At 66.6% G+C, this 13,615-nt stretch carries 12 protein-coding genes; 4 read left to right on the top strand and 8 right to left on the bottom strand.

Translation table 11 applies throughout. The features are described 5' to 3' along the window. Positions 1-17: 17 nt before the first annotated feature. A complete protein-coding gene (locus tag BSF38_RS22230) occupies positions 18-701 on the top strand; it encodes an HAD family hydrolase (RefSeq protein WP_076349326.1) in 684 nt (227 codons plus the stop codon). Here the strand turns inward: BSF38_RS22230 and BSF38_RS22225 are convergent. Genes BSF38_RS22225 through upp form a run of 4 tightly spaced genes read right to left on the bottom strand, consistent with a single transcriptional unit; the run spans position 682 to position 5,047 of the window. After that, on the bottom strand, positions 682-1,581 hold the full coding sequence (locus BSF38_RS22225) for a purine-nucleoside phosphorylase (protein WP_076349324.1): 900 nt from the start codon (positions 1,579-1,581) through the stop codon (positions 682-684). The two genes, BSF38_RS22230 and BSF38_RS22225, sit on opposite strands and share 20 nt — an antisense overlap. After that, positions 1,578-3,008, bottom strand: a complete 1,431-nt coding sequence (locus tag BSF38_RS22220; RefSeq protein WP_210405633.1) for a NupC/NupG family nucleoside CNT transporter — start codon at positions 3,006-3,008, stop codon at positions 1,578-1,580. Before BSF38_RS22220 ends, BSF38_RS22225 begins: the two co-directional genes overlap by 4 nt. A 41-nt stretch (positions 3,009-3,049) precedes the next feature. After that, positions 3,050-4,372, bottom strand: coding sequence for a thymidine phosphorylase (locus BSF38_RS22215; protein ID WP_076349322.1), 1,323 nt, complete (start codon positions 4,370-4,372; stop codon positions 3,050-3,052). 18 nt (positions 4,373-4,390) lie between these two features. Then, positions 4,391-5,047: a uracil phosphoribosyltransferase gene (gene upp, locus BSF38_RS22210; protein ID WP_076349320.1), complete on the bottom strand. Its 657-nt coding sequence runs from the start codon at positions 5,045-5,047 to the stop codon at positions 4,391-4,393. 257 nt (positions 5,048-5,304) lie between these two features. Here upp and BSF38_RS22205 point away from each other — a divergent pair, with 257 nt between their 5' ends. Further along, entirely contained in the window at positions 5,305-6,795 is a 1,491-nt protein-coding gene (locus BSF38_RS22205; protein WP_210405632.1) for a hypothetical protein, read from the top strand. An 11-nt stretch (positions 6,796-6,806) separates the two neighbouring features. Here the strand turns inward: BSF38_RS22205 and BSF38_RS22200 are convergent, their stop codons facing one another. Continuing rightward, complete coding sequence (locus BSF38_RS22200) at positions 6,807-8,228, bottom strand: arylsulfatase B (RefSeq protein ID WP_076349318.1); 1,422 nt, start codon at positions 8,226-8,228, stop codon at positions 6,807-6,809. A gap of 203 nt (positions 8,229-8,431) precedes the next feature. Between BSF38_RS22200 and BSF38_RS31465 the strand changes: the two genes are divergently transcribed. Then, positions 8,432-10,324: a glycoside hydrolase family protein gene (locus tag BSF38_RS31465; RefSeq protein ID WP_076349316.1), complete on the top strand. Its 1,893-nt coding sequence runs from the start codon at positions 8,432-8,434 to the stop codon at positions 10,322-10,324. Positions 10,325-10,360: 36 nt separating this feature from the next. Here BSF38_RS31465 and BSF38_RS22190 read toward each other — a convergent pair whose 3' ends face one another. Beyond that, complete coding sequence (locus BSF38_RS22190) at positions 10,361-10,765, bottom strand: cyclic-phosphate processing receiver domain-containing protein (protein ID WP_076349314.1); 405 nt, start codon at positions 10,763-10,765, stop codon at positions 10,361-10,363. Between the two features lie 266 nt (positions 10,766-11,031). On the opposite strand from BSF38_RS22190, the gene BSF38_RS22185 reads away from it, so the two are divergent. Continuing rightward, entirely contained in the window at positions 11,032-11,232 is a 201-nt protein-coding gene (locus BSF38_RS22185; protein WP_076349312.1) for a hypothetical protein, read from the top strand. Between the two features lie 125 nt (positions 11,233-11,357). On the opposite strand, the gene BSF38_RS22180 is transcribed toward BSF38_RS22185, so the two are convergent. Next, positions 11,358-12,062 carry a hypothetical protein gene (locus BSF38_RS22180; RefSeq protein ID WP_237170569.1) on the bottom strand — a complete coding sequence of 235 codons (705 nt, stop codon included), beginning with the start codon at positions 12,060-12,062 and terminating at the stop codon, positions 11,358-11,360. 62 nt (positions 12,063-12,124) lie between these two features. After that, on the bottom strand, positions 12,125-12,739 hold the full coding sequence (locus BSF38_RS22175; protein ID WP_168189430.1) for a Uma2 family endonuclease: 615 nt from the start codon (positions 12,737-12,739) through the stop codon (positions 12,125-12,127). Positions 12,740-13,615: the final 876 nt, after the last annotated feature.

Below are 13,615 nucleotides of genomic sequence, written 5' to 3'. Positions count from 1 at the left end.
CCCTCCAGGAGCCCGCCTTGTCCACCACCAACGGTTCGTTTCTCGCCATCTTCGACCACGACGGCGTGCTCGTCGATACGCTCAAGCTTCACCAGGACGCCTGGGAGGAGCTGGGCCGGCAGACTGGAATGGCCCTGTCTCCGGAATTCATCCACCAGACGTTCGGGATGACGAACCCGAGCATCCTCCGCATGGTCGCGGGCGAGACGATCACCGACGCTGAGATCGCCGGCCTCTCCGACCGCAAGGAAGTCTGTTATCGCGACCTCGCACGCGGCCGGATCGCCCTGATGGACGGCGTCCGCGACGTGCTCGACGCCCTGACCGAGGCCGGAGTGGCGCTGGCGATCGGGTCGAGCGGCGTCCGCGCGAACCTCGACCTGACGGTGAGCGAGTGCGGCCTGGACGGCCGGTTCGCCAAGATCGCCTCGCTCGAAGACGTCACGCGGGGCAAGCCCGACCCACAGGTCTTCCTGGCCGCCGCGGCCGGGGCGGGCGGCGCGCCCGAGCGGTCGGTCGTCTTCGAAGACGCCCCAGTCGGCGTCCAGGCTGCCAAGGCCGCCGGCATGTACGCGGTGGGCGTCGAGTCGAGCAACCCCGCCCAGGCGCTCTGGGACGCCGGAGCCGACGAGGTCGTCGCCGATCTTCGCGGCTACGACGTCACCGCCTTGCTCGCCCGGCTCAGGGACCGCCGATCGTAGAAAACTCGCCGGAAAGCCCGATTTCCCCCGATCCGACGCCGGCCAGTCGAAGCACGATCCGGCGGATCAGCTTGCCGATCAGCGGCGTCGCCTTGCGGCCGGCTTCCAGAACGTCCTCGTGGCGGACCGGCGTCGCCGCGACGCCGGCCGCCGCGTTCGTCACCAGCGCCAGCCCGAGAATCTCCATCCCGGCGTGCCGCGCGACGATCGCCTCGGGCGCCGTCGACATGCCGACCACGTCGGCGCCCAGCACGCGCAACATCTTGATCTCGGCGGGCGTCTCGTAGCTCGGGCCGGGAAGGCACGCATAGACGGCCGGGATCAGGTTGATCGCCAGTCGCTTGGCCTCGCTTCGCGCAAGGTTCCTCAGCCGCTTCGAATAGACCTCGCTCATGTCGGGGAACCGCTCACCGAGCCCGGCGTCGTTGGAACCGCGCAGCGGATTGGACCCGATCAGGTTGATGTGGTCGGAAAGGCAGACGATGTTGCCGGGCCGCAGTTCGGGCCGAACGCCACCGGTCGCCGCGGTGAGGATCAGCGTGCGGACGCCCAGGCGCTGGAGCACGCGGACCGGGAACGTCACCGTCTCCAGGTCGTGCCCCTCGTAGTAGTGGAATCGGCCCTGGAACAGGATCGCCTTCGCCCCCTCGACCGAGCCGAAGACCACGTTGCCCGCGTGGCCCGCGACGGTCGGCTTCGGGAAGTGGGGAACCTGATCGTAGGGGATGACCGTCTGGTCGGTGAACCGGTCGACCAACGAGCCCATCCCCGACCCCAGGATCACCGCCGCGGCCGGCGGTTCGCCGAGAGCCGACCGCAGCACGGCCGCCGCCTCGTCGGCTCGGGCCGTCACGTCGAGGCTGCTGGAGGACGGTTTCATAACAGGACCCCCGCGATACACGCCGTTAGGAAATTGGCCAGCGTCGCGGCCAGCAGCGCGCGAATTCCGATCCGCGCCAGGTCGCGCCGACGCTCGGGGATCAGCGCTCCGAGGCCGCCGAGCTGGATGCCGAGCGAGCCGATGTTGGCGAAGCCGCAAAGGGCGAAGCTCGCGATCAGGAACGAGCGGTCGAGGATCGCGCCGCGAAGCCGCACCAGGTCTTGAAACGCGATCAATTCGTTGAGCGCCGTGCGCGTTCCGAGAAGCCCGCCGACGGAACGGCAGTCTTCCCAGGCCACGCCCAGCATGTAGGCCACCGGCGCGAGCGCCCAGCCGAAGAACGCCTCGAGCGAGGTTCCCATTCGGTCGAGCCCCAGATTGATCAAGACGATCAGGCCGGTGACGGCGAGGAGCGTCGCGGCGATGGAGAGCGCCATGCGAAACCCCTCGCGCGTCCCCCGCACCGTGGCGGCGAGAATGTTGGCGTCGGGGCGACGGTCGTCGGTCCGAACGCGGCCGAGGGTCTCGGGCGTCTCGGTCTCCGGGATCAGCAGCTTGGAGAGGAGAACGGCGCCGGGCGCGGTGATGAGCATGGCGGTCAGGACGCGCCGGGGCTCGACTCCGAAAGCGAAATACGCCGCCATGATCAGGCCGGAGACGTTCGCCATGCCGACGGTCGTCACGGTCAGCAGCTCCGACGTCGTCAGCTTCGGCAAGTACGGCCGGATCGCCAGCGGCGCTTCGGTCTGTCCCAGGAACATCGACGCCGCCACGTCGAGCGACTCGGCGCCGCTGGTCCCCATCAGCCGCGACGTCGTCGCCGCGAATCCTCGGACCACCCGTTGCATGACTCCCAGGTGGTAGAGCACGGCGGACAAGGCCGAGGCGTAGACGACCGTCGGCAGCACAAGGATCGCGAACACGAACCCCGCCAGACCGTCGCGATCGACGTGCGGCTTGCCGAAGACCGCCTCGACGAGCGACCCCGCCTGACGGACCAGCCAGACCCCCGCCGGAACCCGCAACACGAGGATCGCGAAGACCCACTGGAGGGCCAGGCCCCAGAAGATCACCTTCCAGGAGATCGCGGCCCGGTTCTCCGACAGATAGATCGCCACCCCGACGATGAGCACCATGCCCAGCAGGCCCCGCACCCGGTCGCCCAGGTCCAGCAAGTCGAGGCCCGAGGGGACCGTGAACTGGAACGACCACCGCCCGATCGACAGGCGATAGCCGTGATGAATCACGATCGGCTCGATCCGGATCGTTGGCTGGGGGTCCAGCGGCGCCGGGTCGCCGCCCGCGTCGGGCGCGGGCTCCACGGCTTCCGTAGGCGCGGCGTTCGCGTCCTGGCCGTCGCGGGCGGAGGCCGGAAGCAGCAAGCCGCCGAGCGTGAAAAACAGGGCCAGAATCGCCGTTCGCATCATTTCGCCTTTTCCAGGTTCTCGGAGGGACGGGGTCGGCTCGCTCACGTGAAGTCGGCTTCAAGCCGCTCCACGACCACCAGCGTCGGCCCGTCCATCGGCTCGTCCGCCATCCTGTAGGCGTCTTCGATCATCGTCAGGGCTTCCGGAAGCGCGCGCTCGTCGTTGACCAGGACCGTACAGAGCGACTCGCCGACCTCGACCCGGTCGCCAAGCTTCTTGTGCAGGATCACTCCCACCGCCGGGTCGATCGTCGAATCGACTCGCGCCCGCCCCGCGCCCAGCAGCATGGTCGCCACGCCGATCGGCCGGGCGGCCAGCGCGTGCACGAACCCCGCGCGCTTCGACTCCAGCTCGATCGCCCGCCTGGCTTGCGGCAGGAGACTCGGATCATCGACCACCCGCGGGTCGCCCCCCTGGGCGGCGATCAGGCGGCGGAACCGCTCCAGGGCCGAGCCGTCGTCGATCGTTCGAGCGCACGCCGCGCGGGCCTCGTCGATCGTGCCGGCCAGCCCCGCCAGCAGCACCATCTCGGCGGCCAGTAACAACGAGACTTCCATCAGGTCGTCCGGCCCTTCGCCCCGCAGGCAGGCCAGGCTCTCGACGATTTCCACCGCGTTGCCCACCGCCCGGCCCAGCGGTTGATCCATCCTCGTGATCAAGGCGACCACCTTCTTGCCCATCGCGTGGCCGATGTCGCACATCGTCTCGGCGAGCCGTCGCGAGTCTTCGAGATCCGCCAAGAAGGCGCCGCCCCCCGTCTTGACGTCCAGCACCAGGCCGTCGATCCCCTCGGCCAGCTTCTTCGACATGATCGACGAGGCCAGCAAGGGAATCGATTCCACCGTCGAAGTCGCGTCGCGCAGCGCGTACAAGAACTTGTCGGCCGGGGCGATCTCGGCCGTCTGACCGATCAGCACCAGGCCGGCCTCGCGAAGGATCGCCTTGTACCGTTCCAGGTCGACGTCGACCTGAAGGCCGGGGATCGACTGGAGCTTGTCGAGCGTCCCGCCGGTGTGCCCCAGCCCTCGGCCCGAGACCATGGGGACCATCACGCCGGCCGCCGCGGCGATCGGCGCGAGGATCAGCGACGTCTTGTCGCCCACGCCCCCGGTGCTGTGCTTGTCGATCTTCGGGCCGGGGATCGACGACAGGTCGACCACGACGCCCGACCGCATCATCGCGTTGGTCAGCGCCGACGTCTCGCCGCGGTCCATCCCGCGCCAGACGATCGCCATCAGGAGAGCCGACCACTGGTAGTCGGCGACGTCGCCGCGCGCGATGCCTTCGACCATCCAGTCGATCTCGGCCGCCGAGAGCGTCTCGCCGTCGCGCTTCTTCCGGATGACGTCCACCGCTCGCGTCATGGCAGGGCCTCGGTCCGATCAGGGATGATGCGCGGCCTCGTCCGGGTCGGCCGAAGTCGCGAACTGGCGGTCTCCGGCGTCGCCGAGTCCGGGGTAGATGAAGCCGATCTCGGTGAGCCGCTCATCGATCACGCCGACGTGGATCGGCACGTCGGGCATGGCCTCGGCCATCCGGGCGATCCCCTCGGGCGCGGCGATCAGCGAGATCAGCTTCAGGCGAGGGACGCCCGCCGCCTTGAGGATCTCGCAGGTCCGCACCGCCGAGCCCCCCGTGGCGAGCATGGGATCGACCACGAACGCGACGGTCAGCCGCGGCCGCACGGGGAACTTGTTGTAATATTCGGTCGGACGGAGCGTCGTCTCGTCGCGAAACAGGCCGATGTGCCAGACCTCGGCCTGCGGAATCAGATCGATCAGCCCATCAGCCATCCCCAGCCCCGCGCGGAGGACCGGCACCACGCCCACGACGTCGCTGAGTACGTGGGCCGTCGCCGGCCCCAGCGGCGTCGTCACCTGGGTGTTCCGCGTGGGAAGATCCTGGCACGCCTCGTGCCCCAGCAAAACGGCCAGACTCCGCACCAGCGCGCGGAACTCGGCCGGGCCCGTGCGAACGTCGCGCAGGGAGGCGATCTTGTGATGAACGATCGGATGCGATGACGGGAAAACCGGCTGCACGCGGGTGGCTCCACTTCGCGACACGATGCGTTCCGACACGGAAATCTCGACCGGCCCCGCCCGCGGCAGTCGCCGCGAGGGGGTCGTGATCCTTCGAAGTTTGTCACATTCCACGGCCCGAAGCCAGTAGCCTGTGAGCGCCGGCCGCCTTCAAAAGCCGGGGAATCCTCACAATGGCCGCGCTGCGTCGGGCCAAGTAGAATGCGGGCGACGCCGCTTCACGAATCGACGAGACGCCCTCCGGAGCCAAGCGCGATATGAACACTCGACGACGATCCTTCCGAACACTGTCGACGACCGCCGCGGCCCTCGTGACACTCGGCCTGTTCGTCGGCCGGGCGGAAAGTCAGACGGCCGCCGCGAAGCCCTTGTTTCGAGCGGGCGCGGCGACCGCGAACGTCACGCCGTTTCTGGGCGAGCCGATCGTCGGCAACTTCGAGACCCCGCCCGCCAGCCACATCCACGACGAACTGCACGCCCGCTGCCTGGTTCTCGACGACGGCGCGACGAAGCTGGCGATCGTTCTCGTCGACAGCGTCGGCGTCTCGCGCGAGGTTTACGACGCCGCGAAGAAGCTCGCGGCCGAGAAGACGGGAATCCCCGCGCGAAACATCCTGGCGGCGGCCACGCACACCCATTCGGGGACCAGCTCGCAATCCGAAAACATGATGCGAGCGAACGAAAGGCTGACTCCCTATCAGCAGTTGCTTTCACAACGAATCGCCGATGTGATCCAGGTGGCCGCCAACAACCTGGAGCCGGCCCAGATCGGCTGGGGCGCCGTCGACGTCCCCGGCCCGCTTTTCAATCGCCGGTGGCTCTTGCAGCCCGGCAAGACGGCGAAGAACCCGTTCGGCGGCAACGACCGGGCGGTCATGAACCCCGGCAACCGCCCGGACCTCCTCGAACCGGCCGGCCCGACCGACCCCCAGGTTTCGTTCCTGGCCGTCCGGACTCCCCAGGGACGCCCCCTCGCGCTCCTGGCGAACTACTCGCTGCACTACATCGGCGGCGTGCCCATCGGCCATGTCTCGGCCGACTATTTCGCGTGCTTCGGCCAGCGGATCGGCCTCTTGCTGGACGCCGATTCGCGAGGCTTCCCCCCGTTCGTCGGGATCATGTCGAACGGCACCAGCGGCGACGTGAACAACATCGACGTCAAGGGGACCTCGACCCGCTCCTACGGGCCTTATCAGAAGATGAACGTCGTCGCCGACGAACTCGCCGACGCCGTCGCCGGCGCGTATCGCAAGGTCGCGTTCCACGACCACGTCCCCCTGGCCGCCGCCCATCGCGAGCTGACTCTCGCCACGCGAAAGCCGACGCCCGAACAGCTCGACCGCGCCCGCAAGATCCTCGCCCAGCCCGCCGACGCCCCGAAGCAGCACGGGCTCGAACGCGCCTACGCCCAGCGCACGCTGGAGCTGAACGACGCGCCCGCCGAGATCTCCGCCCCGCTCCAGGCCCTGCGCATCGGCGACCTCGGAATCGCCTCGATCCCGTTCGAGGTCTTCACCGAGATCGGCCTCGAAATCAAGAAAAAAAGCCCCTTCCAGCCGACGTTCACGATCGAGCTGGCCGGCGGCAGTTACGGCTACCTGCCGACCCCTCGACACTTCGACATCGGCGGCTACGAAACCTGGCTCGGAACCAACAACGTCGAGCCCGAAGCCTCCACGAAGATCGTCAAAACCCTCATGGAGCTATTCGCCGATCTCGACGCGCAGCGAAAAGCGGCGCGCCCTTGAAACCAGCCCGCTTATTCCGACTCCCCCCAGACGCGCGGCGACTTGAAGCCCGGGGTGATCGGCGCGATCTTCGGGGGGACGGCTTGGGCGGCCAACGCATCGTAGCGGGCGCGAAGCTCGGCAACCTTCGCGGGCTCCTTCGAGGCCAGGTTGGTCTTCTCGTTGGGGTCGTCGCTGATGTGGAACAACTGCACCGGCTCATTCCGCGTCGCGTTCTTCCGAGCGGCCTTGGGGGCCTCGTCGTCAAGGACGCCGGGGCCGCTGGAATTGGTAACGATGAGCTTCCAGTCGCCGACGCGGATCGCGCCGCCGCCGGGCGCGGCGTTCAGGAGGATCTCGTCGTGGGGCGAAGGTTTGCCCTCGGTGATCGCCGGCCAGGCGTCGCGGCCGTCGAGCGGCAGGTTCTGCGCGGAGGTGACTCCCGCGAGCTTGAGCAGCGTCGGATACCAGTCGACGATGTGCAGCGGGGCGTTCACGACCGAGCCCGCCTTGATGCGTCCCGGCCAGTTCGCGAAGGCAGCGACCCGCACGCCACCTTCGTAGAGCGTCGCCTTCGCACCTCGGAGCGGACCGTTGCTGGTGACGACGCCCGGGTTCGGGCCGCCGTTGTCGCTCGAAAACAGGACGAGCGTGTTCGAGCCGATCCCCTTCTTCTCGATGGCCGAGGCGATCTGCCCCACCGCCTCGTCGAGGGCGGCCAGCATCCCCGCGTACGTCCGTCGCGGTTCGGCGAGAGCGGCGTACGGCTCCTTGTAGCTCGCCGGAACCTGGTGCGGGGCGTGGACGGCGTTGAACGGAACGTACAAGAACAGCGGCCGGGCGACGTCATGCTCGGCGATCACCCGCGTCGCCTCGCGGGCGATCAGGTGGGTGCTGTAGCCCTCGTCATGGTTCTCCTTGTCGTCGCGGTGCCAGTCGTGCCCGCCGTCGCGGACGTGCGTGTTGTAGTCGAGCGCGCCGTTGTAATGGCCGTACTGGTGGTCGAACCCGCGACGGGTCGGCAGGTACTCGGGCCGGAAGTGACCGAGGTGCCATTTGCCGACGATCGCCGTCTCATAACCCGCCTCCTTGAGCCCCAGGGGCAGCGTGCGCTCCTCCAGCGGCAGGCCGTACTGGGCCCACGGCCGAACCACGCCCACCTGGAGCCCGTGCCGCATCGGATACCGGCCCGTCATCAACGCCGCGCGGGTCGGCGAGCAAACCGGCTGCACGTAAAACTGCTCAAGCCGCGCCCCGGAAGCCGCCAGGCGGTCCAGGTTCGGCGTCTTGATCTCCGAACCGTGCCAGCCGACGTCGCCCCACCCCATGTCGTCGGCGAGGATCACCACGACGTTCGGCCGTGACGCCTTCTCTTCTGCGCGAACCGCCACGCCCGACGACAATAGACCCAGCAAGCCCGTCCACGCCGCGACCATCATCCGAAACATTCTCATGCGTCGACCTCGAAAATCTCTGTTCCCAACTGCCACCACGCAAGGAGGCAGAGATTCCACCCTATTCCGATAGACTTAACAATCTATCAACAATCAGACGCTGAGAACAAGAGCGTGGGACGATCGGCTCCAGATTGCGACCGGGGCGAGGCTCCCTTACAGTCCTGCTGGAGCGTGTTGAACTCAGGCGCTGGAGGATAGCGATGGACTCGCGCGAAAAGGCGACGGCCCGGCCGCGGACGAAGTGGATGATCCTCATCGTCGGATCGGCCGCCGTGCTCGGTCCGATCCGGTCGCCGGCCGGGGAGGATTCGGCGGATCGACCGATCGTCCGAGGGCTGACCGGCGAGGTCGGCGACGTCAAGGTCGTCGTTCCGGGAGCCGAGTCGGTCGGGACGCTGGCGGACACGCCCCGCGCGGCCGACGTCGACCTCAAGCGGATGGCCGAGTGGGCGATGAACTATTTGATCCGGACCCCGCGCCCGGACCTTGGCTATGAACCCGTGTTTCAGTGCCACCCGCTTCGCTGTCCGCCGGCCCCCGAGGGGCAAGACCCGGTCGTCGCGTGCGACACCGACGCCCGGATGGACTGGGAATGGTACTACATGCGCGAGGTCTCGGGGTCAAACGCCGGCCGCGAGGTCGAAACGGCGTTCCATAAGCGGATTCGGTCCTACATCGCGCCCGACGGCAAGGTTTGGAGCCATCCCGGAGCGTTCAACGAGGGAGACATCGGCGCGAAGTACGGCGAGAAAGACCGCGTCATCCACATCTGGGGCGCGACCAAGATCCTTCAGAGCCTCGCCGAGCACCACACGCGCCACAACGACGCCGAATCGAAGGCCCTGGCCCGCAAGGTGATGCTCGCGCTCAAGAAGCTGGCGACCTGGGACGATCAGGGGCGGTGCTGGTTCGCCTGCGGGATGGGCGCGTTCAAGGCCGACGGCTCGGTCTCACCCAACGGCTGGAATCGCCAGCCCGCGCCGATCGTCGGTCCGCTGGTGGTCTACTGGCAGGCGACCGGCGACGCCGACGCCCTGGCCTTCGCCCGCGCCTACGCCGACGGCATGATCGCCGGCGTCCAGCCCGACGGCCTCCGGTTCGCCGCCGACGGCCGGTTCGACGGCCACAGCCACGCCACGATGCACGCGGTATGGGGTGTCGCCCGCCTGGGCCTCGCGACCGGCGAGGCGAAGTACACCCAGCTCGCCAAGGGGGCCTGGGACTACATGCTCACCCGAGGCACCGGCACCGGCTGGTTCCCGGCCGGGCCGGACAGTTGCAATGAGACCTGCTGCGTCTCCGACATGATCTCCATCGCGGCCCTGATCGCCCGTTCCGGGTATCCCGAATACTTCGACTACGCCGAGCGTTACCTGCGCAACTCCATCAGCAACACGCAGTTCATCGTGACGCCCGAGTTCGAAGCCTATTACCGGCGGCTGAACGCCGCCAAGGGAGAGCCGGCCGTCACGGCGGGCCTGGACGCCCTGCGACGGTTCCAGGGGGGCGTGATCGGCGGCACCGGCCTGAACGACTTCGAGAACGAGCTGCTCGGCCGGGTTTCCAGCTTCGAGATGTTCGGCTGCTGCGCTCCCGAAGGCATGCGCGCGATCTACACCGCCTGGACCGAGACGATCGGCCGTCGCCCGGAGTCGAAGCTCGGGCCCGCCGGCGTCTACGTCGACATGAGCCTATCCCGCACGTCGCCCTGGGGCGAGGTCGTGTCGTTCATGCCCGACGCCGGCCGCCTGACGGTCAAGGCGGCCGTCGCCGACGCCTTCTTCCTCCGCCCGCCCCACTGGGCCCCGCACGACCAGGTGCGCGCGTTCGTCGGCACGAAGCCGGCCCCCGTCCGCTGGTCCGGCGCCTACGTCCGGTTCGACGCCTCCCCCGGCGACGAGCTCACCATCACCTACCCGCTGATCGGCTTCACCCACAAGGTCGACGGCCTCTGGAAAGCCACCGCGCCGAACCTCAAACTTACCTTCCGCTGGCTCGGCAACATGGTGACTTCCGCTGAGCCCGCCACCACCCTGACGCCCCTTTTTCTGGGCAAACCGCGCGTGCTTCCTCCTGCCCCTTCGTTAGAGTGATTCCGATGAAGGCTCAGAAAAATGGAGGATAATCTATCACTGCAACAAGTCTCGGGCGACGACCCGCCAGTACGCCTCGATCCAGTCGTCTCCGATCGGCGCGACACGCTTGTAGTCCCAACCGCCGAGTTCAAGCTCGCCCACCATCCACTCCGAGCGCGTTCCGTTGCTGGAATGGACGATGACCGGGCAGACCGGAGGCCGCTCCGCCAGGAATCGGGCCACCTCGATCCCGTCGCCAGGGTCTTCCGTTTCTCCGTCCTGCGGCTCAAGATCGTGATCGAGCGAGATGAGGCGCGCGGAGGCGAGGAAGGGCCCGACCTCCCGGACCATCGTCCTGGCACTTCGCCAGACGACATGTTGCAGTGTGGGTGCGATCGACGTGAGAACTGCGGTGAATCGCTCAATCCGCTCGCCATCGTCCTCGAGCATCAAGATCATGGCATCTCCGATGATTCGCCCCGCCGCGCTGCGTCTAGATCGATAACAGGTCAAGAAGATTCGTGGCCTGGGCATCGCCTCCCGACGTCAACCTGTCAAATCCAGACACACGCACGCGTTATCTTTGATCGCCGTCCCCCTCTTGAGCCTCTGACCCACTGGCGTGGCAGATCAAGCCATGCGGTTACAACACCAAAGCGGATCGGTGGTTTGTTACGTGATCATCTGACGGAATCGGGCCCCATGTAGAGGAGGATTTCGACGCCATGAGCACTGTCGAGGAGATCGAACGTGCCATCCAGCAACTCCCTCCCGAGAAGCTGACGGAACTCCGCGCCTGGTTCGTCGCGTTCGACGCCGAAGGGTGGGATCGCGATCTCGACGAGGACCTGCGGGCCGGCCTCCTCGATCAGCTCGGCGACGACGCTCTTGCGGATCTTGACGAGGGGCGTTGTTCAAGCCTGTGAATCACCATGCCACGCCCTGATTCTGGTCTCAGCACCATCAACCGACCTCGGCCCGCGTGCAACCCAAACGCAAACCGCGCCAAAAGCAGAGGTTGATCTATCCAGCGGTTCCTTCGTCCGTTCCGCTACTCCGCCTCGCCGCACGCATCGCATTCATCTGGCTTCGTGGCGGCGGCGGTCTTTTTCGGTTCGGGCTTGGGCGAGGGCTTCTTATCGGCGTCGGCGGGCTTGGGAGTGAGGTTGGGGACGAGGCTTGGGTCGTACTTCGAGCCGGCCGAGACCTGGACGACGGTGATCCGCATTTTGGTCGGGAAGAACTTCTCGTGGTCGGCTCGCTTGTGGGCGTGGCCCTTGCCGCCGCTGTCGTCCTTGATGACCAGGTCCATCTGCTTGATGCCTTCCGACCAGATGATCGAGTCGTTCTCCCAGAACTTCGTCATCGAGACGTCCTTTTCGTACACCCCCTTCTCGCGATAGATCTCCGTCCCCGTGCAGCCGTAGCCGTTGCCCTTACCTTTGTTCGGAATGTAGCAGATGGTCCAGGTCGTCGGCGCGCCCCCGGCTGGCTTCTCGATGACCTCGGCCCGGATGTGGACCGTGCCGTTGCGGTAGTCGACCGGGGTCGTCCAGTCGCGGGGACGGTCCGGGTTGATCAACTTGTCCTTCACGTAATAGTGCGACTTGCTCGGCTTCGAATGGTCGGCGTCGTCCTTCGTGTAGGTGAAAGTCACGTCGAACAGGACGAACTGCTCGGCGTTCGCCTCCGAGGCCGCCAAGCCCAGGCCCGACAGCAGCAAGACCGCGCGAATCAATGTGGAATGCATCATCATGGTCTCTCGCTTTCTCCATGCTGGTGTTAGGTCGTCCACAGGATCCACCCTGCCGACCGCGCTCAAGGCAACTTTGGTTCCGGGAGCAGGTCCCCGGCAGCGATACGACCCGTCTCCTGGCCCTCGATGAGTAGAACGATGTCGGAGGTTGGTTCGTGCGTGACGAGGGAGCCGTAGCCTTCGGAAACCGGGGCGCTGTAGACCTCGATCCGACGTTCGATCAGGTTGACGATCCAGTATGCCGGGATGCCGCTTCGACCATAGGCCCGCAGCTTATCGCCCCGATCGATGCGAATACTTGCCGCCGCGACCTCGATGACCAGGGCGACGTCGGCCGGTCCGGGGTGGTGTTCGAGATAATCGATCGGCTTGCCTCGGACGATCGCCAGGTCGGGCTCCGGCTCGTCATGCTCGGGAAGCCGCACAGGCTGTTCAACCCGGACATGCCAACCCTCGGGCGTGATGGCCCGGATGACCTCCTCGATCACCATGAGCGTCGCGGAATGCCTGGGTCTCTTGGTCATTTTTTTTACCAGCAGGCCGTTGACCAGTTCGATCCCCGGATCGGCGAGCGTCCCTAGCCGAGCGAGCTCCTCGTACTGGTCGACCGTGATTCGCGCCAGATCGCTCATCTCAAGCGACGTCCTTCCTTCCATCAGTCCCGTCGTCAGGCTCATCATCCTTCTCCTTCGGCATCGGCGCAGACGATCGGCGTTTCACTCCTCGATTCTATCCTCACTCGAAGCGTCGGGAGGTCCGTAAATGCAGGCGATCTCGACTTTTCAGAGAGGAGATCTTTGTCCGAATCCGTCCATCACATCGCATACTAATGGTAGACCGAAAGGTCCGGGACGCTCCTTGTCAATTCGACGACACCATGTATCGCCGCCTGCACGCCGCCTCCTTGATGCGAGAGGACCGCGCCGGACGATCGCCGCGAGGCGTTTTGCACACCTGGAAGTACCTGGAAAACCGCGCGATCAAAGCCAATCCGCCGAAGCCCCGATCACCGTGTAACAGCCAGTGAGTCTTCCCAAAAAACGCGCGATCAAAGCCAATCGCCGGAGAGACGGAGGGAAGCATCGCCAGGGTGAAGTCCGACGTCCGCAGCAGCGAAAGGCCCCGTTTTCCGCGCGATCGAATCCAATCCGATTTGGCGATGCAACATCCTGGTAAGTCACATGTTATGTCTCTCCTTCCAGCGACGAACGAAGCCAATCCAGCGGCCGGTCCCATCGGACTTCGGGAAGGTCGCCGGGGCGAGTCGAGCGGGTTCGGCGAGGTGAAGCGGGGACGAACAAAGCCAATCTCGGATGGGGGCCCAGGCCGGGTTGGGTCGCTCGAAAACGCGACGAAGGAACGGTCATGAGCCTTTGGCTCAACCCGTCCCATGAAAATGGGGTCGGGTTGGGTTATGCTGCGGATGTCCGGCCCTGGGCGAGAGGCCGTCATTGGCTTTGGTGTCGCGAACCCGCGAAGGAACTTGGCCCCGGCCTCGGCTCGACTTCACGTCGAACCCCGTCCTGTCGCCCCCCGGAAGCGGGGAAGCACGT

Source organism: Paludisphaera borealis, from assembly GCF_001956985.1.
Taxonomy (GTDB): Bacteria; Planctomycetota; Planctomycetia; order Isosphaerales; family Isosphaeraceae; genus Paludisphaera; species Paludisphaera borealis.
This window is presented reverse-complemented; position numbering and strand designations above follow the sequence as displayed.